Origin of the sequence: Saccharopolyspora sp. CA-218241 (assembly GCF_050954615.1) — a bacterium.
GTDB classification, from domain to species: Bacteria; Actinomycetota; Actinomycetes; order Mycobacteriales; family Pseudonocardiaceae; genus Saccharopolyspora; species Saccharopolyspora cebuensis.
Map to the genome: position 1 here is coordinate 3,081,306 of NZ_CP191860.1, position 25,436 is coordinate 3,106,741.

Here is a 25,436-nt window from a genome sequence, read left to right on the forward strand (position 1 = left end):
TCGTGATCGGGTTCACCTGCGGCCGCGACCGTGCGCGCCCGGCCCAGTGCCGTGTGCTGAGATTCCGGTATGCGTCCAGGTCCCCGTCCGTCGGCGAACTCCCGGCGCGAACTGGACGCGGCGGGCGTCCGGGACGCCCGGCTGCGCGCCGCCTACCTGCGCTGCAGGCGGCTCAACGCGCTCCACGGCCGCACCTACTTCCTGGCCACCCGGATGCTCACCGCCCGGCAGCGGCCCGCGGTGCACGCGCTGTACGGTTTCGCCCGCTGGGTCGACGACGTGGTCGACGACCACGACCGGCGGCGATCGCCGGAGCAGCGCGACGCCGAGCTGGACCGCCTGGAATCCGTGCTCCGCGCGGGCCTGCGCGACGGCGGCAGCACCGACCCGGTGGTCGCGGCGCTGGTCGACACGACCCGCCGCTACGCCATCGACCCGGCGCTGTTCGACCACTTCCTGACTTCGATGCGGATGGACCTGTCGGTCCGGGAGTACCCCGACCGCGCCGCGCTGGACGCCTACGTGCACGGGTCGGCGGCGGTGATCGGGTTGCAGGTGCTGCCGGTGCTGGGCACGGTGTCCCGCCCGGCCGAGGCAGCGCCCTACGCGGCGGCGCTGGGCCGCGCCTTCCAGCTGACCAACTTCATCCGCGACGTCGGCGAGGACCTCGACCGGGGACGGGTCTACCTGCCCGCCGACGAGCTCGCCGTGCACGGCGTGGACCGCGACCGGCTCCAGTGGTGCCGTCGCACCGGCCGTCCCGACCGGCGGGTCCGCCGGGCGCTGTCCGAGCAGGTCGCGCGGGTGCGGGCCGATTACCGGGCCGCCCGGCCCGGGATCGAGCTGCTCGCCCCGGAATCGCGGCCCTGCGTGGCCACCGCGCACACGCTCTACGGCGAGATCCTCGACCGCGTCGTGGAATCCGGCTACGCGGTGTTCGGACGCCGCGTGTCGGTGCCGCGGCGGCGCCGCGCCGGGGTGGCGCTGGCCGCGGCCGCGGCGGTCACCGGGGTCCGCGCCCGCGCCCTCCTGGGCCGCTGAGGCCCGGGTGTGTCGACCTCGGTCGCCGGGTAGCCCGAGAGTCGCCCGGGCCGCGTCCGGGCGGCGACGGGAGTAGGTGAGATGGACAGCAGCGCATCGTGGGGCGACGTCGGCGACACCGCCGAGTCGATCTCCCGCGCTGGGCGGGAGATCGAGCAGCGCGCCCGGCGGCGGGTGAGTTCGGCCGCGGACAAGGAAGCGGCCCGGCAGGCCCTGCTCGCCCTCACCGCCGCGGGCGCCCGGCTGGCCCGGCAGCTCGACACGCTGGCCGCCCGCTACGAATCCACCAGCGTGGCCGAGCCCTCGGCGACCCAGGTCGCCCTGGACCAGGCCGCGGCCGCCGCCGAGGACCTCGGCCTGTCCACCAGGGTCGCCGCGCAGGCGATCGAGGAAGGCGAATGACCCGGCCGGCCCCGATCGCCCTCCGCGCGCGGGTCAGGGCACCTGGCCCAGCCCCGCCCCCACGTCGGTGGACGGCAGCGGCATCCGGCGCGCGACCTGCGACAGGCGCGCCCACAGGCCCCACGCCCGCTCCTTGTGCTGCTGCGCGTGCAGCGCGGCGAGCCCGGCGACGTGCGGCGTGGCCATGCTGGTCCCGCTGATCTTGCGGTAGCGCTCGGCGCCCGGCCAGCTGGAGTAGACGTCCACCCCGGGGCCGACCAGGTCGACCTGACCGATCTGGTCGACCGTGCCCGAGGAGAAGTCCGCGATCTGGTCCTGCTGGTCGATCGCGCCGATCGCCATGATCGACGGGCAGTTCGCCGGGTGCCCGACCGGGGCGATGACGCCCGTCGAGCGCTGGCTCTCGTTGCCCGCCGCCGCGATGATCAGCGTGCCGCGCTCCATGGCCCGGCGGGCGACCCGCTCGAACGCCTGCGAGTACGGCTGGCCCGGCTGGGTGGCCGCGCCGAGCGACATCGACACGACCGCGCAGCCGTTGGAGATCGCCCACTGGATGCCCGACAGGATGCCGCTGTCGGTGCCCGAGCCGTTGTCGCCGAGCACCTTGCCCGCGTAGATGCTGGCCTCGGAGGCGACGCCGTAGCCGGGTCCGGCGTCGGAGGTCCGCGGGCCGCAGGCGGTGCCGATCACGTGGGTGCCGTGGCCGTGGCCGTCCTGCACGTCCTGGCCGTCCACGAACGTCCCGGTCACGATGTCGCGCTGGGCGAAGTCCGGGTGCTTGAGGTCCATGCCGGTGTCGAGCACCGCCACCCGGACCCCGGCGCCGGTCTGCTGCGCCCGGTCGGCACCCACCGCGCGCAGGCCCCAGGTGTGCTCGCCCTCCGGCGGGGCGGCGGCACCGGCCTCACCGATCGCGTGCACGGTGCGCTCCTGCTCGAACGCGGCGATCGGCCCGCCGAGGGCGCTCTGCAGCGCGCTCGCCTGGTCCGGGGCCGCCGAGATCAGGGCGACGCCGAGGTCGTGCAGCACGATGCCGCCCGCGTCCCGGAACAGCTCGGCCGGTCCGGCACCGGAGGCGTCGGCGGTGTCGGCGCACCGGATGCCGGTGAGCCGGTGCAACTCGCGGGTACCGACGATGGTCGCGTCGTCCTCCAGCAGCACCAAGTAGCGTGCGGTGGAGCCATCACCACTGGTCGTCATGTCGCTCGACTCCTTCGGTTGGCACGTCGTCTTCCGTCACACGAATCCCAGATGTAGCCCCGAGTCACACTCGGTGACAAGCACATCACCGAATGAATACCCGGACGGGTCGACGAATTCCCCCCGCTGCCATGATCAGTACACAATGGACCTCAGGTTCCCCCTCAGATTCCGGGCGCGCGGGTCGCCAGGTCGGGCGACTTCCGCCCCGACACGCCGCCGCGGATGACAGCGGCGGCCTCCGGTACGCACACTGGGGAGGACCGCCCATCCCGACGACGACCGGAGCGGCCCGTGCGCACTCCCCACGAGCAGACGGTTCTGATCACCGGCGCGACCAACGGCCTCGGGCGCGTCCTCGCCGAGCTGCTGGCCGGAACCGGGCGCCGGGTGCTGCTGCACGGCCGCGACGCGGTGCGGGTCGAGCAGGCCCGCTCGGAGATCACCGGCGGCACCGGCAACGACCGGGTCGAGATGCTGGTCGCCGACCTCGCCGCGCTGCACGAGGTGGACCGGCTCGCCGAGGACGTCCGGTCCCGTTGCCCCCGGCTGGACGCGCTGGTGAACAACGCCGGGATCGGCATCGGTGGCCCGGAGGGCGCGCGCCAGGTCAGCCGGGACGGGATCGAGCTGCGCTTCGCGGTGAACTACCTGGCCGGCTACCGGCTGATCACCGCGCTGGAGCCGCTGCTGCTCGATTCCGCGCCCGCCCGGGTGCTCAGCATCGCCTCCGCCGGGCAGCGGACCATCGACTTCGCCGACCCGCTGGTCGAATCGGACTACACCGGCACCCGGGCCTACGCGCAGAGCAAGCTCGCCCAGATCATGTTCACCTTCGACCTCGCCGAGCGGTGGCGCGGCCGCGGCGTCGAGGCCAACGCGCTGCACCCGGCGACGTACATGAACACCGCGATGGTCCGCGAAGCCGGGGTGACCCCGGTCAACACCGTGCGCGACGGCGCCGACGCCGCCCTGCGGCTGGTGACCGACCCCGCCTTCGACGGCGTGACCGGCCGCTTCTTCCACGGTTCCCGGGAGTCCCGCCCGCTGGACCAGGCCTTCGACCCGGCCGCCCGCGCTCGGCTGCGCGAGCTCTCCGACGAGCTGGTGGCCGAGGCGGTCGGTCCCGGCACGGTCACGACCACAGTGGAAGGAGGATCGCGATGACCGAAGGGCGCAGGATCGTCGTCGGCGTCGACGGGTCGGACTCGTCGCGCGCGGCGCTGCGGTGGGCCGCGGGGCAGGGCGCGCTGTCCGGCGCCGCCGTCCACGCCATCGGTTCCTGGGAATACCCGGCGTTCTACAGCTGGGAGGGCGGCCCGATGCCGCCGGACGACTTCGAGAAGGCGGCGGCCAAGTCCCTGGAGGACACCGTCGAGGCGGTCGAGGACGAGCGCGGCGCGCGGGACAGCATCGAGCGCGAGCTCAGGCATGGCGACGCCGCCCAGATCCTCATCGACGCCTCGGACGGGGCGGAACTGCTGGTGGTCGGCAGCCGCGGACACGGGAGCTTCTACGGCGCGGTGCTGGGTTCGGTGAGCCAGCGGGTCGCCCAGCACGCCACCTGCCCGGTGGTGATCATCCGGGCCTGATCAGCCGGCCACCGAGGTGAGCTCGCGGGCCGCCCGGCGCAGCACCGGGTAGCACTCCGCGATGCTGAGGCCGCGCTTGTCCACCAGAGCGGCGGTCGCACCGCCGAGGATCTCGTCGTCGTCCACCGGCGGCAGCAGCGCGGTGGCGCGCAGGTCGTCGACGGCGGGGCCGGCCGCCCGTTCCACCGCGGGCAGCGCGAACCCGGCCAGCAGCACCGCCACGTCCGGGTCCAGGGCCGCCAGCCCGCGCGGCTCGGTGGCGCACACGCTCAGCGCGGCGGGCCGGTTGTGCGGCGGGAAGATCCCGGTGGCCAGCACCGCCCGGATGCCGTACCCGGCCGCCTGCGGGCCGAACCGCGGCCACAGCGGTTCCCGGGCGAGGTCCGGGCTGCCCGACATCCCGGTGCCCGCGGCCGCGGTCGCCTCCTCGAACGGCCCTTCCCCGCTGTCCTCCTGGAGGTCGTCGACCACCAGTGCGCTCGGGTCGGTGTAGGCGGGGGTGTGCAGTTCCCCGCCGAGGTCCCGGATCGTGATGCTGGCCCACCCCGCGCCCGGCAACGCCGCCACCGCCGCGGCGGCCACCCGGTCGAGCACGCCCGCGGCGTCCGGTGCGCGGTACAGCTCCGCCCGGACCGCCGCGACGTCGCGCAGCAGCGCGGAACCGGCGCCGCCCGCACCGGGACCACCACCACCGAACCGGTCGAGGAACCACTGCTCGTCCTGCTGCTCCGGCACTTCGGCCATCGACTACCGCCTCCCGGGCCGGGGTTACCCGGGCTCCGCGGCGGGCCAACCTCGGCTGCTCAGGCCGCGGGCGCGGAACCGAGGCGCTCGGACAGCCGCTGGGCGCCCTCGGCGACCAGTTCCCGCAGCGCCTGCTCCACCTCGTCGTTCCACCGCAGGATGGGCGCGGAGATGCTCATCGCGGCGACCACCGCGCCGCTGTGATCGCGCACCGGGGCGGCCACGCAGGCCACGGCGTCGTTGGACTCGCAGTGCTCGCGCGCCACTCCCCCGTCGGCGATCGCCGCCAGCTCGTCCAGCAGCGCCGCGCGGCTGGTGATGCTGCCCGCCGTCATCGCGGGCAGCTCCGGTTCGGGGTAGACCTCGTCGAACTCGGCGCGGGGCAGCGCGGCGAGCAGCACCTTGCCGATGGCGGTGCAGTGCGCGGGCAGCAACCGGCCCACCGCCGAGACCATCCGCACCGGGTGGCTGCTGTCCACCTTCGCCACGTAGAGCACCCCGGCGCCCTCGCGCACCCCGACGTGCACCGTCTCCTGGCAGCGCTCGGCGATCTCCTCGGCGACCGCCTGGCCCTCCCTGGCCAGGTCGAGCCGCTCGGCGTAGACCGCACCGAGCTGGAAGCTGCGGACCCCGAGCCGGAAGCGGTTGCCGCCGGAGGTGGTCAGGTAGCCGCGCTCGGCGAGGGTGCCGACCAGCTCGTGGACGGTGGTGCGGGGCAACCCGAGCTTCGCGGTGATCTCGGGGGCGCTGAGCTCGGGGACGTCGAGGAACAGCTCCAGGACGTCGAAGGCCCGTTCCACCGCCGGAACCGCTCGTGCCACCGCCAGCGCCCCTCTCCAGTCGTCAGCCACCGCCGCCGGGCGAGCGGCGTCCGGACATGGTAGCGGGCTCGCCCCGCGGCGACGGCTCCAGGTTAGCAATATCGAACGCCGTCCGGTATTCCGAACGTCGGGCCGGTGCTGCCGCGGGCCCCTACCCTCGGCCGATGGCGACCGAACGGCCAGGCGGCACCCCGCTGCGCTCGCGGGCCGCGACCTGGTTGCTGACTGCGGCGATCCTCGGCTCCGGCGTCGCGTTCCTGGACGGCTCGGTGGTCAACGTGGCGCTGCCCGCCATCGGCCGCGACGTGGGCGGCGACCTGTCAGTGCTGCAGTGGGTCCTCGACGCCTACCTGCTGACCCTCAGCGCGCTGCTGCTGCTCGGCGGCGCGCTCGGCGACCGGTACGGGCGGCGGCGGGTGTTCACCCTCGGGTTGATCGTCTTCACCGCCGCGTCCCTGGGCTGCGGCCTGGCCCCCACCGCGGAGGCGCTGATCGTCGCGCGGCTCGTGCAGGGCGTCGGCGGGGCGCTGCTGGTGCCCGGGAGCCTCGCCTTGATCAACTCCACGATCCGGCACGACGACCGGGGCCAGGCCATCGGCCGGTGGGCGGGGATGACCGGGGTGGCCACCGCGATCGGACCGTTCCTCGGCGGCTGGCTGGTCGATGCGGTGTCCTGGCGCTGGGTGTTCTTCATCAACCTGCCCATCGCCCTCGCCGCGCTGCTCGCCCTCCGCCGGGTGACCGAGACCCGCAACCCCGACCTCGGCGGGGCGCCCGACCTGCTCGGCGCCGCCGCGATCACGGCGGGACTGGCGGGTTCGGTGTACGCGCTCATCGAGCTCCCGTCCTCGGGCTGGACCGCGATCACCACCATGGCGCTCGTCGTCGGGCTCGGCGGGCTGGTGGCGTTCCCGGTGGTGGAGAGCCGGGTCCGGGCACCGCTGCTGCCGCTGGTGCTGTTCCGCTCCGCGCAGTTCACCGGCGCGAACCTGACCACGCTCACCGTGTACTCCGCGCTGGGCGGCGCGCTGTTCCTGCTCACCCTGCAGCTCCAGCAATCCCTCGGCTACAGCGCGCTGGAGGCGGGGGTGGCGACGCTGCCCATCACCGCGATGATGCTGCTGCTGTCCGGGCGGATCGGCGCGCTGGCGCAGCGGATCGGCGCGCGGGCGCCGATGACGGTCGGCCCGATCGTGTGCGGCGCGGGGCTGGCCCTGCTGACCCGGGCGGTCCCGGGCAGCACCTACCTCGGCGGAGTCCTGCCGGGCGTGGTCGTGTTCGGGCTGGGCCTGTCGATCACGGTGGCGCCGCTGACCGCCGCGGTGCTCGGCGCCGTCGACGAGCACCACGCCGGGGTCGCCTCCGGGGTCAACAACGCGCTGTCCCGGATGGCCGGGCTGATCGCCATCGCCGTGCTGCCGCTGCTGGCCGGGCTGTCGGGCACCGAGGCGGGCGCGGCGCTGGGCGCCGGGTTCGCCCGGGCGATGCTCATCTCGGCCGGCGTGTGCGCGGCGGGCGGGGTGCTGGCCTTCCTCACCGTGCGCGAGTCGGCCCGCGCCGAACCCACCGCGCTGCCTGCCCTCAACCACGGCTGCGGCGACCCGCACCTGCTGGACCGCCGACGCCCCCGGCCGACCTGACCAGGGGCGCCGACCCCCTCGCCTGGACGACGATCAGCGGGACGAGTGGTGCTCGGGTGCGTCCGCCACCGCTGCGCGCTTCGGGTCCCTTGTGGCCGGAGGACGTCCGTGGAGGTCCACAGCGGACCGCTGCGCTCGGTGGCGCGGGGCCCGCCGGGTTCCTCCGCTCCGCGGACGCGGCGAGCCCGCTGCGGGCCTGTTCCGTTCTGCTGGGCAGGACCTCACCACTCGGGCAGCGACCGGAGGTCCTGCTCGGCCCGGACCACCGCGGTCCGCGCCTCCCGCACCACGGCGGGGATCCGGTCGGTGCCCAACCGCGCCGTCGGGGCCGACACCGACAGCGCGCCGACCACCTGCCCGGAACCGTCGTGCAGGGCCATGCCCACCGCCGACACCCCGGCCTCGGTCTGCTCCCGGTTGAGCGCGTAGCCCTGCTCGCGGGCGGCGGCGAGCTCGCGCAGCAGCGCCTTCCACTCCCGGTCGGGCAGCACCGATTCGGGCGTCCCGGGCTGGTAGAGCTGTTCCAGCCGGTCCCGGTCGAGCTCGGCGAGCATCGCCTTGCCGCCGGAGGAGCGGTGGGCGGGCAGGATCGTGCCGCGCCGGTCCCCCACGTGCAGCACCTGGTCGGATTCCGCGCTGGCCAGGAACCGGGTCTGGGTGCCCACCCGCACCATCAGGTTGGCGGTCTCCCGGGCCCGCTCGCACAACGCCTCCAGGTGCGGGTGCAGCGCCTTGCGCAACCGCTGGTTCGCGGGCCCCAGCACCTGATCGGCGCCGAGCGCGGGACCGGGCACGTAGGTGCGCCGGTCGTCCTGGAGGGCGAAGTCGCGGTACACCAGCATGGCCAGCAGCCGGTGCGCGGTGGAGCGGGCGATGCCGAGCTCCTCGGCCGCCTCGCTGACCCGCAACGCGCCCTGGTCGCGCAACATCTGCAACAGCAGCAGCGCGTTGTCCACGGAGGCCAGCGCGTACGGCGGTTTGTTCTTCATGCTGGAATCCATCCTCCCCGCTTCGCCCCCGGACAGTAGCGGTACCGGTCGGCGCGGAACCCGGTCGGCGCCGCAGGTGACCGGTTCACCCGATCACGCCCCCGTCGGCGGCTGTCCAGCACCGGCGGGGCGTGATCTGATCGGCAGCGGCACCGAGCCGAGGGAGGGCGGATGAGACGAGGACGCCGAGGCCACCCGTGCGAGCCCGACAGCTCGCGGATCGGCATGTGGCGGTGCGACGACTGCGGGCAGCTCTGGGAGATCCACGGCGTTGCCGGGCAGCACGTCCGGGTCCGCCGGGTGAGCCGGGTCGGCTCCTTCCTGACCAAGCTGCTGGGCTAAGTGCGCCGGGCGGGCAGCCGTCCGGCGAGCAGCAGCATCAGCACCGCGACCGCGGGCACCACGAGCAGCCCGAACCGCAGGCCCGCCGCATCGGCCAGCACTCCGACCACCGGCGGCCCGGCCAGCAGGCCGACGCGGTAGACCCAGCCGACCGCCGTGAGCCCCACCCCGGCCGACAGCCCCGGCACGTCGTCGGCGGCGTTGAACCCGGCCGGGATCACGGTGGCCACGCCGAACCCGGCCAGCGCGAAGCCCAGCACCGTGCCCGGCACCGACGGCCACAGCAGCGCACCGCCCACGCCGACCACCACCAGCACCGCTCCGGACCGCGCCACCGCGCGGGCGCCGAACCGGTTCACCAGCCGGTCGCCGAACAACCGCCCCACCGCCTGCGTGGACTGCAGCGCGACGAACACCAGGCCGGCCAGCGCGGGGGCGGCGCCGAGGTCCCCGCGCAGGTACACCGCGCCCCAGGACGCCGCGGTGTCCTCGATCAGCGCGGCCGACGCGCACAGCAGGCCGAGCAGCACCAGCGGGCGCAGCGCGGCGGGACCGGGCAGCAGGCGGCGGCCCGCCGGGCGGGCCGACTCCTCCCGTTCGGCGTCATCGGGCCCGGGCAGCAGGAACCGCCGCGCGACCAGGGCGGCGCCCGCGGTCGCCGCGCCGGTGATCGCCAGGTGCACCGCCACCGGCACCGCGAGCCCGGCGGCCAGCGACCCGAGCAGCCCGCCGACGATGGCCCCGATGCTCCACAGCGCGTGGAAGGAGTTGACGATCGAACGGCCGTAGCGACGCTGCACCCGCAGCCCGTGCGCGTTCATCGACACGTCGACGACCGCGTCCAGCATCCCGCACAGCAGCAGCACGCCCGCCAGCGCCCACCACTGCCCGGCCACGCCGACCAGCACGACGTCGGCGGCGAGCAGGGCTGAACCCCAGACCGCGAGCTGGCCGGATCGCCAGCGCCGCAGCAGCGCACCGGTCACCAGCCCGGCCAGGATGGACCCCACCGGGGCCGCCGCGACGGCGGCGCCGAAGGCCGTGCCGGACAGCTCCAGCCCGGCTTTGACCTCCGGGTAACGCGGCACCATGCTGGCGAAGGTCGCCCCGTTGAGCAGGAACAGCGCGGACACGGCGCCCCGGGCGCGCACCGGCGCCACGACGGTGGTCTCGGACATGCTGTCCCTTCCTGGGCGACCGGACTCGATCACCCTAAAGGGGAACCGCCGCGGAGTCGCCCACCTGGCTCGCCGAACCGCGCGGACGGCCGGGCGGCGCCGGTCACCAGCGGCGGAGCCCGGCGAGCACGGCCGCCAGCAGCCGCAGATCCGGGCTGGCGCAGGTGCAAGTCGAACCGCAGCAGCGGTACGGGAACTCGAAGGAGCACGCCGACCAGACCCGGCGGCGGACCCTCGCGGTCAGCCGCGACCAGTTCACCTCGGTCCCGGGCCCGCCACCACCCCCGCTCAGAACACCTTGCCGAACTGCTCGACCAGCAGCGCGATCGAGAAGTAGCCGTAGAACACGACGGCGAACAACATCATCGGCAACCGCCAGCCGCCGAGCCGGATCGAGCGCGGCAGGAACCGCCGGTTGGTGTAGATCAGCATCATCGAGTACAGGAACATGACCACGCCGCCCGCCGACGACGAGATGAGGATGAGCACCAGCGGTTCCTGGAACCCGACGAGCAGGATCGTCGAGCCCGCCGCGATGAGCAGCCAGACCATCGCGAAGTAGATCCGGCTCTCGGTGACCTTGGTGCTGCCGCGGAAGAAGGAGACCTTCAGCGTGTCGGCGGCCATCCGGCTGACCCAGTCCATCGTGCCGAGCTGGGTGGAGAACAGCGCGATCGTCCCGGCGATCCAGAAGGCGGTGCGGAACCAGGCGCCGAAGCGCTCGCCGAAGACCTCGCCCTGGGCCCGGATGAAGTCGAATTCCCCGGCGGGCAAGGACATCCCGTAGACCGTGGCGTAGGCGAGCACGGACATGATGATGAGGGTGCCGCAGCCGAGCACGAAGAAGGTGAAGAACTGCTCGACGTTGGCCACCCGCCACCAGCCCTTCCAGCGGCGGCGGTTGTCCTCGTCGTCGAGGAACATGTGGCCGGTGGCCGCGGCGGCCTCCTCCTTGCCGGTGAACGGCGAGACCACCCGGGGCAGGAACGCGCCCATCCCCATCCCCTTGTCCCGCACCCAGTTGCTCTGCACCAGGTTGTTGCCGCCCCCGGCCCCGGCGAAGGCGATCGCGCCGAGCAGCGCGGCGACCCCGCCCACCTCCTCGATCGGCGGCAGGGTCCCGACGTGCCGGAAGCTGGCGCCGAAGGCCAGCCAGTCCGCGCCGGTGGTGCCGACGAACGCGGCCACCACCAGGAAGACCGCGATCCCGCCGACCAGCACCAGCTCCACCTGCTCGACGGTGCGGTAGACCAGCTTGGACAGGGTCAGCGCCGAGCCGATGGCGACCATGCCGACGATCGCGATGAGCACCGGGTCTCCCCCGCCGACCACGTAGGTCAAGGTGGTCGCCGCGCCGGTGGCCCAGCCCGGCCACAGGCTCGGCACCACCGCCAGCACCGTGATGATCACGCCCAGCGGCGCCCAGATCCGGGTGAAGCCGCTGACCGCCGTCTCGCCGGTGGCCAGGGTGTAGCGCTCGATCTCCATGTTGAGCACGTACTGGATGAAGAAGCCGAGCACCGCCGTCCACATCAGGACGAGACCGACCTGGGAGGTCAGGTACGGCCACAGCACGAATTCGCCGGAGCCGATCGCGGTGGCCGTCAGGATGATGCTCGCGCCGAAGATCGTGCGGAAGCCGCGGGGTTCGGGCAGCGAGCGGTAGGTGGCGGCGGGCAGGAAGGTGCTGGGCAGTTCGGGGGCCACGGCCCCGGCACGGGGTGCTTCGCGATCGGCTGGAGCGGGCATCGGTGCCTCCTCGCCAGGGGCGGCCGCACGCCCGGTCCCGCAGGCCCGGCACGGCCGGTGCAGATCGGTATAGCAACCGGCCGGTGATCTGTGAAGCAGGCCACAATTCTTTCTCGTGTCAGCGGGCCGGAGCGGCCCGGCGCGGCGCGGCGGACGAGGGGTCCACCTCGGTTAGGGTGATCGTCCACGCGCCGAGGGAAGGGAGCCCCGATGCCCAGGTTCTCCTGGCACACCGAGGCCGTGCCCGGACCGCTCCCGGTGCGGCAGGTCTACGGCTTCCTCTTCGTCCCGGACGGGCGGCTGCTGATCCGCCTGGATCGCACCAAGCACTCGCTGCCCGGCGGCCGACCGGAGCCCGGCGAATGGCGCTACGCCGACATCCTGCGGCGGGAGACGATGGAGGAGGTCACCCTCGACATCGCCTTCCCGCACTACCTCGGCTACCAGCTCGTCGACGACGGCATCTCGCCGTACGCGCAGGTCCGGATGGCCGCCGTGATCATCGGCGTGCACCCGGCCGCGCCCGACCCGGACAGCGGGCGCACCTACCGGCGGCTTCTGGTCCACCCCGGCAAGGCGGGCGACCTGCTGGCGTGGGGCGAGACCGGCTACCTCCAGGCCGACGCGGCCGCCGCGGCGGCGATCGACGTGCTCGGCCTGCCCCACGACGCCCTGCCGGACAACGGCGAACTCTGAGCTTCCCGGTCCCGCCGCGCGCGGCGGGTGGTCGCCGTTGCGGACCCCGTGCGGAGCCCGCTCGCCGGGCGAATCGGTTCAGCCTCCGCGACCGGCGCGAACGTGCGCCGCGACAGCCCTGCGACCAGGGACGACGGCACATTCCTCCCTTGACCTTCGTTCGTGTGCGCCCTATCGTTCGCATCAAGAACAGATGTTCACAATGCGTACAGAGTGGAGTTGGTCGGGGTGGCACGCATCCTGCAGCTCGCCGAAGCCATCGCGGAGCTCGTCCAGGACGGCGACGTGGTGGCGTTGGAGGGCTTCACCCACCTGATCCCGGTGACGGCGGGGCAGGAGATCATCCGGCAGGGCAAGAAGGACCTGACCCTGGTCCGGATGACGCCGGACATCGTCTACGACCAGCTCATCGGTGCCGGGTGCGCGCGGAAGCTGATCTTCTCCTGGGGCGGGAACCCGGGCGTCGGCTCGCTGCACCGGTTCCGCGACGCCATCCAGAACTCCTGGCCGGTCCCGCTGGAGATCGAGGAGCACAGCCACGCGGGCATGGCCAACCGCTACGCGGCGGGCGCCTCCGCCCTGCCGTTCGCGGTGCTGCGCGGCTACGCCGGGACCGACCTGCCGGCCAACACCGCCACGATCAAGACGGTCACCTGCCCCTTCACCGGCGAGGAGCTGGCGGCCGTACCGGCGATCAACCCCGACGTCGGGATCATCCACGCCCAGCAGGCCGACCGCGCGGGCAACGTGCAGCTCTGGGGCATCACCGGCGTGCAGAAGGAGACCGTGCTGGCCTCCGCCCGCTCCCTGGTCACCGTCGAGGAGATCGTCGACGAGCTGGTCCCGCGGCCCGGCTCGGTGGTGCTGCCCGCGTGGGCGGTCACCGCCGTCGCCGAGGTGCCCGGCGGGGCGCACCCGTCCTACGCGCAGGGCTACTCGGAGCGGGACAACGGCTACTACCGGCGCTGGGACCCGATCAGCCGGGACCGGGAGAAGTTCGAGGAGTGGCTGGCCACCGAGGTGCTGCCCGGCACCGCCGCCCGGCCGGAGGGGAGCGCGCGATGAGCACCGAGTTCAGCGCGGACGAGATGATGACGGTGGCCGCCTCGCGCTCGCTGCGCGACGGCGCGGCGTGCTTCGTCGGCATCGGTCTGCCCAGCACGGCGGCGAACCTGGCCCGGCGCACCCACGCCCCCGGCCTGGTGCTGGTCTACGAGTCGGGCACCCTCGGCGCCAAGCCGGACCGGCTGCCGCTGTCCATCGGGGACGGCGTGCTCGCCGACACCGCCGACTCGGTGGTCAGCGTCCCGGAGATCTTCAACTACTGGTTGCAGCCCGGCCGCATCGACATCGGCTTCCTCGGCGGCGCCCAGGTCGACCGCTTCGGCAACATCAACACCACCGTGATCGGCGGCGACTACGCCGACCCGAAGGTGCGGCTGCCCGGGGCCGGGGGTGCGCCGGAGATCGCGGCCTCCTGCCGGGAGGTGCTCATCGTGATGCGGCTGAGCCGGCGCAGCTTCGTCGAGAAGCTCGACTTCGTGACCTCGGTGGGCTACGGCAGCGGGCCCGACGACCGCGCGGCGCTGGGGCTGCGGGGACGGGGGCCGGTCAAGGTCATCACCGATCTCGGCGTGCTGGAACCGGACCCCGGCACCCGCGAGCTCACGCTGACCGCGCTGACCCCCGGCGCCACCGTCGAGCAGGCCCGCGAGGCGGTCGGCTGGCCGCTGCGCGTAGCCGGCGAACTCGACGCGGTCGCCCCACCGACCGACACCGAACTGACCACCCTGCGTGCGTTGCAGGCGACCACGAGCGAGGCACGGTGAACGACTCCTACGTCCTGGACGCGGTGCGGACCCCGTTCGGCCGTTACGGCAAGGGCCTGGCCGGGGTGCGCCCCGACGACCTGGCCGCCCACGTGCTGCGCGCCCTGACCGGCAGGCACGACCGGCTCGACCCGGCCACCATCGAGGACGTCCGGTTCGGCGACGCCAACGGCGCCGGCGAGGACAACCGCAACGTGGCGCGGATGGCCGTGCTGCTGGCCGGGCTGCCGACCAGCGTGCCCGGCGCGACGGTGAACCGGCTCTGCGGCTCCGGCATGGAGGCCGCGATCGACGCCAGCCGCACCGTGCAGGTCGGCGACGCCGAGCTGGTCGTCGCGGGCGGCGTCGAGTCGATGAGCCGGGCGCCGTGGGTGCTGCCCAAGCCCGAGGGCGCCTACCCCCGCGGGCACGGAACGCTGCACTCCACCACCCTCGGCTGGCGGATGGTCAACCCGGAGATGCCCGAGCGCTGGACCATCGCGCTGGGCGAGAGCGCCGAAGTGCTCGCCGACCGCTACCGGATCGACCGCGAAGCCCAGGACGCCTTCGCGCTGCGCAGCCACCAGCGCGCCGCCGCGGCCTGGGACGCCGGGCTGTTCGACCGGGAGGTCGTCGCGGTACCCGGCACCGACGTGACCCGCGACGAGAGCGTCCGGGCGAACAGCTCGGCGGAGTCGCTGGGCGGGCTCAAGCCGGTCTTCCGCGCCGACGGCACGGTCACCGCGGGCAATTCCTCGCCGCTCAACGACGGCGCGGCCGCGCTGCTCATCGGCAGCGAACGCGCCGCCGACCGGATCGGCGCCGAGCCGCTGGCCCGGATCGCCGGCCGAGGCGCGGCGGGCGTGGACCCCGACGTCTTCGGCATCGGCCCGGTGCGGGCGGCCGAGATCGCGTTGCGGCGCGCCGGGATCGGCTGGGGCGACCTGGCCGCCGTGGAGCTCAACGAGGCGTTCGCGGCACAATCGCTGGCATGCTTCGCGGAGTGGCCGGAGCTGGATCCGGAACTCGTCAACGTCCAGGGCGGGGCCATCGCCATCGGGCACCCGCTGGGCGCCTCCGGGGCCCGCGTCCTCGGCAGCCTGGCGCACCAGCTGCGCCGGGCGGGCGGCGGCTGGGGCCTGGCCACCATCTGCATCGGTGTCGGTCAGGGGCTGGCCGTCGTCCTCGAGGCCTGACCCGCCGAACGCACACACTGGAGCTGCGATGACCACCAACGAGACCAGGACTCCCGCCGGGCTGGTCCTGCCCACCTACGTGCGGGACGACGACTCCCACCCCGCGCTGGACACGCCCGAGTACGGCTCCTCCGCCCTGCGCCACCCGAAGCAGCCGCTGCAGTACCTCCCGCACCACCTCACCGAGGTGACCGGACCGCTGCTGGGCCAGGACCGCGTCGGCGAGCTCGACCACGACCTCACCCTCCAGCACGCCCGCAACGGCGAACCGCTCGGCGAGCGGATCATCGTCAGCGGCCGGGTGCTGGACTCCGGCGGCAAGCCGGTGCCGAACGCGCTGGTGGAGATCTGGCAGGCCAACGCGGCCGGGCGGTACCTGCACCAGGGCGACCGGCACCCGGCGCCGCTGGACCCGAACTTCTCCGGGACCGGGCGCTGCACGACCGACTCCGAGGGCAACTACCGGTTCATCACCATCAAGCCCGGCGCCTACCCGTGGCGCAACCACGACAACGCCTGGCGCCCGGCGCACATCCACTTCTCGTTGTTCGGGCAGGCGTTCACCCAGCGGTTGATCACCCAGATGTACTTCCCGGGCGACCCGCTGTTCAGCCAGGACCCGATCTTCAACTCGGTGCGCGACCCGAAGGCGCGGGAGCGGATGATCTCCCGGTTCGACCTGGACAGCACGGTGCCGGAGTGGGCGCTGAGCTACAAGTTCGACATCGTGCTGCGCGGCGAGCAGGCCGCGGTGTTCGAGGACGAGGAGGACGACGACTGATGGCTGCGCAGACTCCCCCGGCCACCACGCCGTCGCAGACGGTCGGCCCGTTCTACGCCCTGCCCGGCGGCATCGTCTGGCCGGACGGTCCCGAGCTGGTCCGCGAGGGCGACCCGGCGGCGGTCATCGTCCGCGGGCGGCTCACCGACGGCGCGGGCCAGCCGGTGCCGGACGGCGTGATCGAGATCTGGCAGGCCGACGCGCGGGGCCGGTTCGACCACCCCGCCGACCCGAGGCCGGAGCCCTCGGGCTGGCAGGGCTTCGGCCGCTGCGCCACCGACACCGACGGGCGCTTCTGGTTCCGCACCGTCAAGCCCGGCCCGCTGCCCGCTCCGGATGGCGCCGTCGAGGCCCCGCACCTCGACGTCACGGTGCTGGCGCGCGGGATGCTCAACCGGGCGGTCACCCGGATCTACTTCCCGGACGAGGAGCCGGCCAACGCCGCCGACCCGGTCCTTTCCGCGGTGGACGAGCGGCGGCGCGGTACCTTGATCGCCGCCGCGAGCGGAGCCGACTACCACTTCGACATCCGGTTGCAGGGCGAGGACGAGACCGTCTTCTTCGCGGTGTAGACCGCCGCGCCGGGCGCGGCCGAGGAGGTCGCACCCGCCGCGCGACGACGATCGGGGGGATGCAGTGCAGGACGAGGACGACCTGTTCGGGGCCGTGTTCGGCACCGACGAGGCCCGGCGGCGCACCAGCGGCACCGCCTGGGTGCAGGCGATGCTGGACTTCGAGGCGGCCCTGGCCGCCGCCCAGGCCGACGCCGGGCTCGTCCCGGAGGAGGCGGCGAGGGCCATCGCCGCCCGGTGCCGCGCCGAGCTGTTCGACGTCCCCTCCCTCGCCACCCGCGCGGCGGACTCGGCGACCCCGGTGATCGCGCTGGTGCGCGACCTCGGCGAACTCGTCGACCCGGCCGCCCGCGCGCACGTGCACCGGGGCGCGACCAGCCAGGACGTGGTGGACACCGCCGCGATGCTGCTCGCCCGCCGGCTCCTGGACCCGCTCCTGGCGGACCTGCGCGCGGCGGCCGACGAGTGCGCCCGGCTGGCCCGGGAGCACCGCGGCACCACGATGATCGGCCGCTCGCTGCTCCAGCAGGCGCTGCCCACGACGTTCGGGCTGCGCTGCGCGACCTGGCTGACCGCGCTGGACGAGGCCGCCGCCGCGCTGGTGCGGGTCCGCGACGAACGGCTCGCGGTGCAGCTCGGCGGACCGGCGGGCACCCTGTCGTCGCTGGGCGGCTCCGGCGTCGAGGTGGCCGCGCGGCTCGCCGAACGGCTCGGGCTGGCCGAGCCGGTGGTGCCGTGGCACACCGACCGCACCCGCATCGCCGAGCTCGCCGGGGCGCTGGGCGCCTTGGGCGGCGCGCTGGGCAAGATCGCCCAGGACGTCGCGCTGCACGCCCAGACCGAGGTCGGCGAGCTCACCGACGGCAAGGCGGGCGGTTCCTCGGCCATGCCGCACAAGCGCAACCCGGTCGGAGCGGTGCTGGTCACCGCCACCACCCGCCGCATCCCGCAGCTGGCGGCCACCCTGCTCGCGGCGATGCCCCAGGAGTACGAGCGCGCCGCGGGCGGCTGGCAGGCGGAGTGGGAACCGCTGACCGAGCTGCTCCGGCTGGCGGCGACCGCCACCGCGCGCACCGGGGAGCTGCTGGCCGGGCTGCGGGTCCACCCGGACCGGATGGCCGCCAACCTGGACCTGACCCGCGGACTGGTGATGGCCGAGGCGGCCACCGGCCCGCTGCTGGCGGCGCTCGGCCGCACCGAGGCGCAGGACCTCGTCAGCGAGGTGTGCCGCCGCGCGGTCGCGCGGGGCACTTCGCTGCGCGCCGAGCTGCTGGAAGACCAGCGGGTCCGCGCGGTGCTGTCCGCGGACGAGGTCCGCGCCGCCACCGAACCCGCCGACCACCTCGGTTCGGCCGCCGCCTTCATCGACCGAGCACTGACCGCGCACACCGAACGGGAGAACCGGTGAACCTGAACTACGAGCTGACCGGACCGCAGGACGCCCCCGTCGTCGTGCTGTCCAACTCGCTCGGCACGGACCTGACCCTGTGGGACGAGCAGGTCCCCGCGCTGTCCCGGGAGTTCCGGGTGCTGCGCTACGACCAGCGCGGCCACGGCGGCACGCCCGGCGGTCCGGGGCCGTACTCGCTGGCCGATCTCGGCGGGGACGTGCTGGCGCTGCTCGACGAGCTCGGCATCGCCCGCGCGCACTTCGCCGGGGTGTCGCTGGGCGGCATGACCGGCATGTGGCTGGCCGAGCACGCGCCGGAGCGGATCGACCGGCTCGTGCTGATCTGCACCTCCGCCGCGCTGGGCCCCGCCTCGATGTGGCGGGAGCGCGCCGCCGCGGTCCGCGCCGACGGCACCCGCGCGATGGTGCAGCCCTCGCTGCCCAAGTGGTTCACCCCGGCGATGGCCGACCGCGAGGACGTGGTGGCGAAGTTCGGCGGGATGCTCGCCGCCGCCGACGACGAGGGCTACGCCGCGTGCTGCGAGGCGATCGCGGACATGGACCTGCTCGACGGGCTCGGGTCGATCCAGGCGCCGACCCTGGTCGTCGCCGGGGCCGAGGACCCGGCCACCCCGCCGTCGCACGCCGAGCGGATCGCCGCCGGGATCGACGGCGCGCGCGTCGAGGTGCTCTCCCCCGCCGCGCACCTGGCCAACGCCGAGCAGCCGGGGACCGTGAACCGCCTGCTGCTCGACCACTTCTCCGCCGCGCCGCCCGCGGACGACCGGAGCCGACGCGAGGCGGGGATGCGGGTGCGCCGCGCCGTGCTCTCCGACGAGCACGTCGACCGGGCGAACTCCCGGATCACCCCGTTCACAGAGGGTTTCCAGGACTTCATCACCCGCTACGCGTGGGGCGAGGTGTGGCACGGCGACGGCGTGCCGCGCACCACCCGCAGCATGCTGACGCTGGCGATCCTCGCCGCGCTGGGCTGCGAGGACGAGTTCGCCATGCACGTGCGGGCGGCCAGGCGCAACGGCGTCACCCCCGAGGAGATCCGCGAGGTCCTGATGCACGTCGCGATCTACGCCGGGGTGCCGCGCGCCAACACCGCCTTCGCGCGGGCCGCCGCGATCCTCGACGAGGCCGAGTGAACGCCGACGACGCCGGGGAAGCCACGTCCGGCCACGTGCAGTCGCTGGCCCGCGGGCTGGCGGTGATCCGCGCGTTCGACGAGGCGCACCCGGAGATGACGCTGGCGGAGGTCGCCCGCGCCACCGAGCTCTCCCGCGCGGCGGCCCGCCGCTTCCTGCACACCCTGGTCCACCTCGGCTACGTGTGGACCGACGGGCGGGTCTTCGCGCTGACCCCTCGGGTGCTGGAGCTCGGATTCGCCTACCTGTCCAGCGTGTCGTTGCCCGAGATCGCCCAGCCGCACCTGGAGGCGCTGGTCGCCGAGGTGCACGAGTCGGCGTCGGTGTCGGTGCTCGACGGGACCGACATCGTCTACGTGGCCCGCGTGCCGACCTCGCGGATCATGACGGTCTCGATCAACATCGGCACCCGGTTCCCGGCCTACGCCACCTCGATGGGGCGGACGCTGCTGGCCCAGCTGCCCGCCGACGAGCTCGACGAGCGCCTGGCCGGTTCCGACCTGGCGCCGCTGGGACCGAACACCATCACCGCCGAGGCGGCGCTGCGCGCGGAGCTGGACCGGATCCGGGAGCAGGGCTGGGCGCTGGTGGACCAGGAGCTGGAGGCCGGGCTCCGGTCGATCGCCGCACCGGTGCGGGACCGCTCGGACCGGGTCGTGGCGGCGGTCAACATCTCCTCCCACGCCAGCCGGACCACGCCGGACGAAGCGCGGGAGCGCCTGCTGCCGCCGCTGCTGGACACCGCGCGGCGGATCGAGGCGGACCTGCGGGTGGCGCCGAACCCGCGCAGCGGCGCCCTACCCCGCTGAGCCGATGCCGGGGATCTTCGCGTAGAAGCCCCGGATGTGGTCCTCGACCCGCTGTCCGGCCAGATCGGCGTCACCCTCGCGCAGCGCGGCCACGATCCGCCGGTGGTCCTCGCGCAGGCCGGTGGCGATGACCTCCCACGCGTCGCCGAGGTCGTGGAAGGCCTGCCGCAGCGGGCGGCGCAGCGATTCCCGGATCGCCGTGGTCATGTCGGCGACCAGCCGGTTGCCGCCCGCTTCGGCGAGGGCGACGTGGAAGGCGGTGTCCAGCTCGTTGAACCGGTCCCGGTCCAGCCCGGGATCGTCCATCTCGGCGAGCATCGCGTCCAGCTCGGCCAGGTCCTCGGCGGAGGCCCCCCGCGCGGCGCTGCGGGCGCTGGCGCGCTCCAGCGCCACGCGGGCCTCCACCACGTCCCGCAGCGGGAAGTTGGCCAGCCCCACGTGCAGCCGCAGCAGCCGGGTCAGCGCCTGGCTGGTGAGCGCGGCGACCGTCGTCCCGGAATCCGGGCCGGTGCCGACGGCCATGCGCAGCACGCCCTGGGCTTCCAGCGCGCGGAACGCCTCCCGGACCGCCGCGCGGCTCACGCCGAGCATCTGGGCCAGCTCCCGCTCAGGTGGCAGCCGGTCCCCGACCCCGAGCTGACCGCCGACGATCTGCTCCTCGATGCGGTCGATGACCAGCTCGTAGGTGCGTGCCCGGGCGACCGGCCGCCAACCGCCGCGCTCGTCGATCTCCGAACCGGTCACCCATCCCCCTTTACAAGCCCCACGAGCGATCTCTACGGTACCTCCAGCTCTTGGTCTGACCATACAAAGGTCAACGACACAGAGAGGTGTCGCACTCGTGTACCAACCGGTCACCGCTCCGGTGGCGGACAGCCTCGGCCTGTCCGCGCTGCTGGCCGCGGTTCCCCTGCTCGTCGTGTTTATCCTGCTCGGTGGCCTGCGCGTCAAGGCGCACTGGGCCGGCCTGTCCGGGCTCGCCGCGGCACTGCTGATCGCCGTGCTCGGCTACGGCATGCCCACCGGCATGGCCCTGATGTCGGCGGCCCAAGGCGCCGCGTTCGGCGTGCTGCCGATCCTGTGGATCGTCATCACCGCGATCTGGCTCTACCAGCTGACCGTGCGCAGCGGTCACTTCGAGGACCTGCGCGCGACCTTCTCGCTGCTGTCCCCGGACCCGCGGATCCAGGCCGTGGTGATCGCCTTCTGCTTCGGCGGCCTGCTGGAAGCCCTCGCCGGGTTCGGCGCCCCCGTCGCGATCACCGGGATGATGCTCGTCGCGATCGGCTTCCCGCCGCTGCGCGCGGCGATCGCGGTGCTGCTGGCCAACACCGCACCAGTCGCCTTCGGCGCCCTGAGCACGCCGATCATCACCGCGGGCGAGCTCACCGGGATCCCCTTCGAGCACATCGGCGCCGTGGTCGGCCGCCAGACCCCGTTGCTGGCGCTGGTCGTCCCGTTCCTGCTGGTGTTCGTCGTGGACGGGCGGCGCGGGGTGCGCCGGACGTGGCCCGCGGCGCTGGCCACCGGTGCGGCGTTCGCCCTCGCGCAGTTCGTGTGCGCCAACTACATCTCGGTACCGCTGACCGACATCGTCTCGGCGCTGGCCGGCGCGGTGGCGCTGCTCGCCCTGCTGCGCTTCTGGCAGCCCGCGGACAGCGACGAGGCCCGGTCCCGGCTGGCCGGCGAGGACGCGGAGTCCCCGGCCCCCGATCAGCGGCTGGGCGCCGGCCAGGTCCTGCTCGCGCTGTTCCCGTACCTGCTGGTGATCGCGGTGTTCTCGGTGGCCAAGCTGTGGGGGCCGGTGGAGGACGCGCTGGCCGCGACCGACGTCGAGATCCCGTGGCCCGGTCTGCACGAGGCGCTGCTGTCGGCCTCCGGCGAGCCGTCGGACACCGCGGTGTTCACCCTGAGCTGGTTGTCGTCGCCAGGGAGCCTGCTGCTGCTGTGCGGTTTCGGCGTGGCCCTGGTGTACCGGCTCCCGCTGCGGACAGCGCTGGCCGAGCTCGGCGGCACCGTGGTGTCGATGCGGTGGTCGGGGCTGACCATCGTCAGCGTCCTCGCCCTGGCGTACGTGATGAACCAGTCCGGCCAGACCACCACGATCGGCACCGCCATCGCCGGGATCGGCTCCGCGTTCGCGTTCTTCTCCCCGGTGCTCGGCTGGGTCGGCGTCGCGGTCACCGGCTCGGACACCAGCGCGAACGCGCTGTTCGCGAGCTTGCAGCAGGTGGCGGCGGAACGGGTCGGCGTCGACCCGGCGCTGCTGGTCGCCGCGAACACCGCCGGCGGCGTGGTCGGCAAGATGATCAGCCCGCAGAACCTCGCCATCGTGGCCACCGCGGTCGGCATGGCCGGGGCTGAGTCCACGATCCTGCGCGCGGTGCTCAAGTGGAGCATCGGCCTGCTCCTGGTCCTGTGCGTGCTGGTCTACCTGCAGTCCACCGTCCTGTCCTGGATGCTCCCATGATGATCGGAACCGAAGGAGGTGGTGGCGCATGAGGGTGGCGTTGTTCGCGACCTGCCTCGGGGACACCCTGTTCCCGGAGGCGCCGAAGGCGACCGCGCGGCTGCTGGGGCGGCTCGGGGTCGAGGTGGAGTTCCCGATGGCCCAGACCTGCTGCGGCCAGATGCACACCAACACCGGCTACCGGTGGCAGGCGAAGTCCTCGGTGCGCAGCTACGTCGAGGCGTTCGCCGACTACGACGCGATCGTGGCCCCGTCGGGTTCCTGCGCCGGCTCGGTCCGCCACCAGCACGCGCTGGTCGCGGCGGGCGACCGGCGGCTGTCCCGGGCGGTCGAGCGGACCTCGCCGCGCACCTACGAGCTCTCGGAGTTCCTCGTCGACGTGCTCGGGGTGACCGACGTCGGCGCCTACTTCCCGCACCGGGTGACCTACCACCCCACCTGCCACTCCAGCCGGCTGCTGCGGGTCGGCGACCGACCGCTGCGGCTGCTGCGGGCGGTGCGCTCGCTGGACCTCGCCGAGCTCCCGCACGCCGACGAGTGCTGCGGGTTCGGCGGCACCTTCGCGCTGAAGAACCCCGACGTGTCGGTGGCGATGGGCGCGGACAAGGCGCGCCACGCCGCCGAGACCGGGGCCGAGGTGCTCTGCGCCGGGGACAGCTCGTGCCTGATGCACATCGGCGGGCTGCTGTCCCGCCAGCGCTCCGGCGTGCGGGTGCTGCACCTGGCCGAGATCCTCGCCGCGACGGAAGGAGACCTCCCGTGACCACCCACCTGGGGATGCCCGCGTTCCCCACCGCGGCCAAGGACGCGCTGGCCGACTCCCAGCTCCGGCACAACCTCGCCGGGGCCACCGGGACGATCCGCGCCAAGCGGGCCGAGGTGGTCGGCGAGCTGGACGACTGGGACCGGCTGCGCGCGGCGGGCGCGGCGATCAAGGCGCACACCCTGTCCCACCTGGACACCTACCTGGAGCGCTTCGAGACCGCGGTGACCGAGGCCGGTGGCACCGTGCACTGGGCCCGCGACGCGGCGGAGGCGAACCGGATCGTGACCGACCTGGTCCGGGCCACCGGCGAGCGGGAGGTGGTCAAGGTCAAGTCGATGGCCACCCAGGAGATCGAGCTCAACGAGGCGCTGGCCGCGGCCGGGATCGACGCCTGGGAGACCGATCTCGCCGAGCTCATCGTGCAGCTCGGCCACGACGCCCCGAGCCACATCCTGGTGCCCGCCATCCACCGCAACCGGGCCGAGATCCGGGAGATCTTCCGGCGCGAGATGGGCGCGGCGGGCGCGCCCGCTCCGGAGGACCTGACCGACGACCCGGTGCGGCTGGCCGAGGCGGCGCGGCAGCACCTGCGGGAAAAGTTCCTGCGCGCGAAGGTGGCGGTCTCCGGGGCGAACTTCGCGGTGGCCGACTCCGGCACCCTGGTGGTGCTGGAATCCGAGGGCAACGGGCGGATGTGCCTGACCCTCCCGGACACGCTGATCAGCGTGGTGGGCATCGAGAAGCTGGTCCCGACCTGGCAGGACATGGAGGTGTTCCTGCAGTCGCTGCCGCGCTCCAGCACCGGCGAGCGGATGAACCCCTACACCTCCACCTGGACCGGGGTGGCCGCGGGCGACGGCCCGCAGGAGTTCCACGTGGTGCTGCTGGACAACGGCCGCACCGACGCGCTGGCCGACGAGGTCGGGCGCCAGGCGCTGCGGTGCATCCGCTGCTCGGCCTGCCTCAACGTCTGCCCGGTCTACGAGCGCACCGGCGGGCATGCCTACGGCTCGGTCTACCCCGGACCGATCGGCGCGGTGCTCACCCCGCAGCTGCGGGGCACCGCCTCCGAAATCGACAAGTCGCTGCCCTACGCCTCGTCGTTGTGCGGCGCCTGCTACGACGTGTGCCCGGTGGCGATCGACATCCCGAGCCTGCTGGTGCACCTGCGCACCCGGGTCGTGGACGAGCAGCGCGGCCCCCGGTCGTGGCCGGTGGCCGCCGCGCTGGCCGCGGCGTCCTGGGTGCTCGGCGACGCCCGCAGGCTGGCCGCCGCGCAACGGGTGGCGTCCTGGGGGCGGCGGCTGCTGTGGCGGCGCGGGCGGATCGGCCGGTTGCCGGCCCCGCTGTCCCGCTGGACCGACGCCCGGGACGCGCCGGCGCCCGCGGCGGAGAGCTTCCGGTCCTGGTGGACCCGAACCCGGGAGGAGAAGTCGTGAACGCGCGCGAAGCGGTCCTGCGACGGGTGCGGGAGGCGCTGGCGGGCACCGAGCGCATGCCCCGGGCGGACATCCCCCGGGACTACGCGACGTCGCGGGACGTCGCGGACCCGGTGGCGCTGTTCTGCGAACGGGTCGCCGACTACCGGGCCGAGATCGAGCGGATCGGGCCGGAGGACCTGCCCGGACGCATCACCACCGCCTTGGGCGGGGCCGAGCGGGTGCTCACCCCCAGCGGACTACCCCAGGCGTGGTATCCGCCCGCGGGATCGTTCGAGCTGGTCAGCGATGGTGACGGGCTGAGCGCGGCGGAACTCGACCGGGTCGACGCGGTGGTCACCACGGCTGTGGTGGGCATCGCGTCGACGGGCACCATCGTGCTCGACCACGGACCCGGGCAGGGCCGCCGGGCGGTCACGCTGGTGCCGGACGTGCACGTGTGCGTGCTCCGGGAATCGCAGATCGTCGACGACGTCCCGGCCGCGCTGCACCGCCTCGACCCGGCCCGCCCGCTGACCTTCATCAGCGGTCCGTCGGCCACCAGCGACATCGAGCTCAAGCGGGTGGAAGGCGTGCACGGTCCGCGGACGCTGCGGGTGCTCGTCCTGCCCTGAGGCCGGGCCCGGCCCGGCCCGTCCCGCCCCGGCACCGGACCGA

The 25,436-nt window shown here is 74.0% G+C and carries 27 protein-coding genes; 19 read left to right on the top strand and 8 right to left on the bottom strand.

Going from position 1 to position 25,436, the window contains the following annotated elements:
* Positions 1-69: 69 nt before the first annotated feature.
* Positions 70-1,041 carry a phytoene/squalene synthase family protein gene (locus ACQP0T_RS14680; RefSeq protein ID WP_433868574.1) on the top strand — a complete coding sequence of 324 codons (972 nt, stop codon included), beginning with the start codon at positions 70-72 and terminating at the stop codon, positions 1,039-1,041.
* 81 nt (positions 1,042-1,122) lie between these two features.
* The gene (locus ACQP0T_RS14685; RefSeq protein WP_345366079.1) at positions 1,123-1,443 is read left to right on the top strand and encodes a hypothetical protein; all 321 of its coding nucleotides are present in this window, start codon (positions 1,123-1,125) and stop codon (positions 1,441-1,443) included.
* Between the two features lie 33 nt (positions 1,444-1,476).
* On the opposite strand, the gene ACQP0T_RS14690 is transcribed toward ACQP0T_RS14685, so the two are convergent.
* Complete coding sequence (locus tag ACQP0T_RS14690) at positions 1,477-2,643, bottom strand: S8 family peptidase (protein WP_433868575.1); 1,167 nt, start codon at positions 2,641-2,643, stop codon at positions 1,477-1,479.
* Positions 2,644-2,937: 294 nt separating this feature from the next.
* Here ACQP0T_RS14690 and ACQP0T_RS14695 point away from each other — a divergent pair, with 294 nt between their 5' ends.
* Together ACQP0T_RS14695 and ACQP0T_RS14700 are read left to right on the top strand one after the other, a co-directional pair.
* Entirely contained in the window at positions 2,938-3,810 is an 873-nt protein-coding gene (locus tag ACQP0T_RS14695; protein WP_433868576.1) for an SDR family NAD(P)-dependent oxidoreductase, read from the top strand.
* Positions 3,807-4,235: a universal stress protein gene (locus ACQP0T_RS14700; RefSeq protein WP_345366073.1), complete on the top strand. Its 429-nt coding sequence runs from the start codon at positions 3,807-3,809 to the stop codon at positions 4,233-4,235. The genes ACQP0T_RS14695 and ACQP0T_RS14700 overlap by 4 nt, the downstream gene beginning before the upstream one ends.
* Here the strand turns inward: ACQP0T_RS14700 and ACQP0T_RS14705 are convergent, their stop codons facing one another.
* Entirely contained in the window at positions 4,236-4,979 is a 744-nt protein-coding gene (locus tag ACQP0T_RS14705) for a GAF domain-containing protein (protein ID WP_345366071.1), read from the bottom strand.
* 59 nt (positions 4,980-5,038) lie between these two features.
* Positions 5,039-5,800, bottom strand: coding sequence for an IclR family transcriptional regulator (locus ACQP0T_RS14710; protein ID WP_433868577.1), 762 nt, complete (start codon positions 5,798-5,800; stop codon positions 5,039-5,041).
* Positions 5,801-5,964: 164 nt separating this feature from the next.
* On the opposite strand from ACQP0T_RS14710, the gene ACQP0T_RS14715 reads away from it, so the two are divergent.
* Positions 5,965-7,440, top strand: coding sequence for an MFS transporter (locus ACQP0T_RS14715; RefSeq protein WP_433868578.1), 1,476 nt, complete (start codon positions 5,965-5,967; stop codon positions 7,438-7,440).
* Positions 7,441-7,661: 221 nt separating this feature from the next.
* Here ACQP0T_RS14715 and ACQP0T_RS14720 read toward each other — a convergent pair whose 3' ends face one another.
* Entirely contained in the window at positions 7,662-8,429 is a 768-nt protein-coding gene (locus ACQP0T_RS14720; protein ID WP_433868579.1) for an IclR family transcriptional regulator, read from the bottom strand.
* Positions 8,430-8,600: 171 nt separating this feature from the next.
* Here ACQP0T_RS14720 and ACQP0T_RS14725 point away from each other — a divergent pair, with 171 nt between their 5' ends.
* Positions 8,601-8,771 (top strand): hypothetical protein, encoded by a 171-nt coding sequence (locus ACQP0T_RS14725; RefSeq protein WP_433868580.1) that lies wholly within the window; start codon positions 8,601-8,603, stop codon positions 8,769-8,771.
* Here the strand turns inward: ACQP0T_RS14725 and ACQP0T_RS14730 are convergent.
* From ACQP0T_RS14730 to ACQP0T_RS14740, 3 genes are all read right to left on the bottom strand, one after another.
* Positions 8,768-9,949: an MFS transporter gene (locus ACQP0T_RS14730; protein WP_433868581.1), complete on the bottom strand. Its 1,182-nt coding sequence runs from the start codon at positions 9,947-9,949 to the stop codon at positions 8,768-8,770. The genes ACQP0T_RS14725 and ACQP0T_RS14730 overlap by 4 nt on opposite strands.
* A 103-nt stretch (positions 9,950-10,052) precedes the next feature.
* Positions 10,053-10,208: a hypothetical protein gene (locus ACQP0T_RS14735; protein ID WP_433868582.1), complete on the bottom strand. Its 156-nt coding sequence runs from the start codon at positions 10,206-10,208 to the stop codon at positions 10,053-10,055.
* 29 nt (positions 10,209-10,237) lie between these two features.
* Complete coding sequence (locus ACQP0T_RS14740; protein ID WP_433868583.1) at positions 10,238-11,698, bottom strand: Nramp family divalent metal transporter; 1,461 nt, start codon at positions 11,696-11,698, stop codon at positions 10,238-10,240.
* Positions 11,699-11,908: 210 nt separating this feature from the next.
* Between ACQP0T_RS14740 and ACQP0T_RS14745 the strand changes: the two genes are divergently transcribed.
* From ACQP0T_RS14745 to ACQP0T_RS14785, 9 genes are all read left to right on the top strand, one after another.
* A complete protein-coding gene (locus ACQP0T_RS14745; protein WP_345366053.1) occupies positions 11,909-12,394 on the top strand; it encodes an NUDIX hydrolase in 486 nt (161 codons plus the stop codon).
* Between the two features lie 228 nt (positions 12,395-12,622).
* Positions 12,623-13,459, top strand: coding sequence for a CoA transferase subunit A (locus ACQP0T_RS14750; protein WP_433868584.1), 837 nt, complete (start codon positions 12,623-12,625; stop codon positions 13,457-13,459).
* The gene (locus tag ACQP0T_RS14755; RefSeq protein WP_433868585.1) at positions 13,456-14,223 is read left to right on the top strand and encodes a CoA-transferase subunit beta; all 768 of its coding nucleotides are present in this window, start codon (positions 13,456-13,458) and stop codon (positions 14,221-14,223) included. Before ACQP0T_RS14750 ends, ACQP0T_RS14755 begins: the two co-directional genes overlap by 4 nt.
* Entirely contained in the window at positions 14,220-15,398 is a 1,179-nt protein-coding gene (locus ACQP0T_RS14760; RefSeq protein WP_433868586.1) for a thiolase family protein, read from the top strand. Before ACQP0T_RS14755 ends, ACQP0T_RS14760 begins: the two co-directional genes overlap by 4 nt.
* A 28-nt stretch (positions 15,399-15,426) precedes the next feature.
* Positions 15,427-16,179, top strand: a complete 753-nt coding sequence (gene pcaH / locus ACQP0T_RS14765) for a protocatechuate 3,4-dioxygenase subunit beta (RefSeq protein ID WP_433868587.1) — start codon at positions 15,427-15,429, stop codon at positions 16,177-16,179.
* Positions 16,179-16,751, top strand: coding sequence for a protocatechuate 3,4-dioxygenase subunit alpha (gene pcaG, locus ACQP0T_RS14770; protein ID WP_433868588.1), 573 nt, complete (start codon positions 16,179-16,181; stop codon positions 16,749-16,751). The genes pcaH and pcaG overlap by 1 nt, the downstream gene beginning before the upstream one ends.
* A 64-nt stretch (positions 16,752-16,815) precedes the next feature.
* On the top strand, positions 16,816-18,159 hold the full coding sequence (gene pcaB / locus ACQP0T_RS14775) for a 3-carboxy-cis,cis-muconate cycloisomerase (protein WP_433868589.1): 1,344 nt from the start codon (positions 16,816-16,818) through the stop codon (positions 18,157-18,159).
* Positions 18,156-19,295 (top strand): 3-oxoadipate enol-lactonase, encoded by a 1,140-nt coding sequence (gene pcaD / locus ACQP0T_RS14780; protein WP_433868590.1) that lies wholly within the window; start codon positions 18,156-18,158, stop codon positions 19,293-19,295. Before pcaB ends, pcaD begins: the two co-directional genes overlap by 4 nt.
* Positions 19,292-20,104, top strand: coding sequence for an IclR family transcriptional regulator (locus ACQP0T_RS14785; RefSeq protein ID WP_433868591.1), 813 nt, complete (start codon positions 19,292-19,294; stop codon positions 20,102-20,104). Before pcaD ends, ACQP0T_RS14785 begins: the two co-directional genes overlap by 4 nt.
* Here the strand turns inward: ACQP0T_RS14785 and ACQP0T_RS14790 are convergent.
* On the bottom strand, positions 20,093-20,848 hold the full coding sequence (locus ACQP0T_RS14790) for a FadR/GntR family transcriptional regulator (protein WP_433868592.1): 756 nt from the start codon (positions 20,846-20,848) through the stop codon (positions 20,093-20,095). The two genes, ACQP0T_RS14785 and ACQP0T_RS14790, sit on opposite strands and share 12 nt — an antisense overlap.
* A gap of 97 nt (positions 20,849-20,945) precedes the next feature.
* On the opposite strand from ACQP0T_RS14790, the gene ACQP0T_RS14795 reads away from it, so the two are divergent.
* Genes ACQP0T_RS14795 through ACQP0T_RS14810 form a run of 4 tightly spaced genes read left to right on the top strand, consistent with a single transcriptional unit; the run spans position 20,946 to position 25,393 of the window.
* Positions 20,946-22,574 carry an L-lactate permease gene (locus tag ACQP0T_RS14795; protein WP_433868593.1) on the top strand — a complete coding sequence of 543 codons (1,629 nt, stop codon included), beginning with the start codon at positions 20,946-20,948 and terminating at the stop codon, positions 22,572-22,574.
* 28 nt (positions 22,575-22,602) lie between these two features.
* On the top strand, positions 22,603-23,337 hold the full coding sequence (locus ACQP0T_RS14800; RefSeq protein WP_433868594.1) for a (Fe-S)-binding protein: 735 nt from the start codon (positions 22,603-22,605) through the stop codon (positions 23,335-23,337).
* Between the two features lie 14 nt (positions 23,338-23,351).
* Positions 23,352-24,779 (top strand): LutB/LldF family L-lactate oxidation iron-sulfur protein, encoded by a 1,428-nt coding sequence (locus ACQP0T_RS14805; protein ID WP_433873724.1) that lies wholly within the window; start codon positions 23,352-23,354, stop codon positions 24,777-24,779.
* Positions 24,776-25,393, top strand: coding sequence for a LutC/YkgG family protein (locus tag ACQP0T_RS14810; RefSeq protein ID WP_433868595.1), 618 nt, complete (start codon positions 24,776-24,778; stop codon positions 25,391-25,393). Before ACQP0T_RS14805 ends, ACQP0T_RS14810 begins: the two co-directional genes overlap by 4 nt.
* Positions 25,394-25,436 lie beyond the last annotated feature (43 nt).

Bases quoted from the DNA above. Each gene is read 5' to 3' on its own strand.
- ACQP0T_RS14680 (WP_433868574.1), top strand. From the start codon at position 70: ATGCGTCCAGGTCCCCGTCCGTCGGCGAACTCCCGGCGCGAACTGGAC.
- ACQP0T_RS14685 (WP_345366079.1), top strand. From the start codon at position 1,123: ATGGACAGCAGCGCATCGTGGGGCGACGTCGGCGACACCGCCGAGTCG.
- ACQP0T_RS14690 (WP_433868575.1), bottom strand. From the start codon at position 2,643: ATGACGACCAGTGGTGATGGCTCCACCGCACGCTACTTGGTGCTGCTG.
- ACQP0T_RS14700 (WP_345366073.1), top strand. From the start codon at position 3,807: ATGACCGAAGGGCGCAGGATCGTCGTCGGCGTCGACGGGTCGGACTCG.
- ACQP0T_RS14705 (WP_345366071.1), bottom strand. From the start codon at position 4,979: ATGGCCGAAGTGCCGGAGCAGCAGGACGAGCAGTGGTTCCTCGACCGG.
- ACQP0T_RS14715 (WP_433868578.1), top strand. From the start codon at position 5,965: ATGGCGACCGAACGGCCAGGCGGCACCCCGCTGCGCTCGCGGGCCGCG.
- ACQP0T_RS14720 (WP_433868579.1), bottom strand. From the start codon at position 8,429: ATGAAGAACAAACCGCCGTACGCGCTGGCCTCCGTGGACAACGCGCTG.
- ACQP0T_RS14725 (WP_433868580.1), top strand. From the start codon at position 8,601: ATGAGACGAGGACGCCGAGGCCACCCGTGCGAGCCCGACAGCTCGCGG.
- ACQP0T_RS14730 (WP_433868581.1), bottom strand. From the start codon at position 9,949: ATGTCCGAGACCACCGTCGTGGCGCCGGTGCGCGCCCGGGGCGCCGTG.
- ACQP0T_RS14740 (WP_433868583.1), bottom strand. From the start codon at position 11,698: ATGCCCGCTCCAGCCGATCGCGAAGCACCCCGTGCCGGGGCCGTGGCC.
- ACQP0T_RS14745 (WP_345366053.1), top strand. From the start codon at position 11,909: ATGCCCAGGTTCTCCTGGCACACCGAGGCCGTGCCCGGACCGCTCCCG.
- ACQP0T_RS14755 (WP_433868585.1), top strand. From the start codon at position 13,456: ATGAGCACCGAGTTCAGCGCGGACGAGATGATGACGGTGGCCGCCTCG.
- pcaH (WP_433868587.1), top strand. From the start codon at position 15,427: ATGACCACCAACGAGACCAGGACTCCCGCCGGGCTGGTCCTGCCCACC.
- pcaG (WP_433868588.1), top strand. From the start codon at position 16,179: ATGGCTGCGCAGACTCCCCCGGCCACCACGCCGTCGCAGACGGTCGGC.
- ACQP0T_RS14800 (WP_433868594.1), top strand. From the start codon at position 22,603: ATGAGGGTGGCGTTGTTCGCGACCTGCCTCGGGGACACCCTGTTCCCG.
- ACQP0T_RS14805 (WP_433873724.1), top strand. From the start codon at position 23,352: ATGCCCGCGTTCCCCACCGCGGCCAAGGACGCGCTGGCCGACTCCCAG.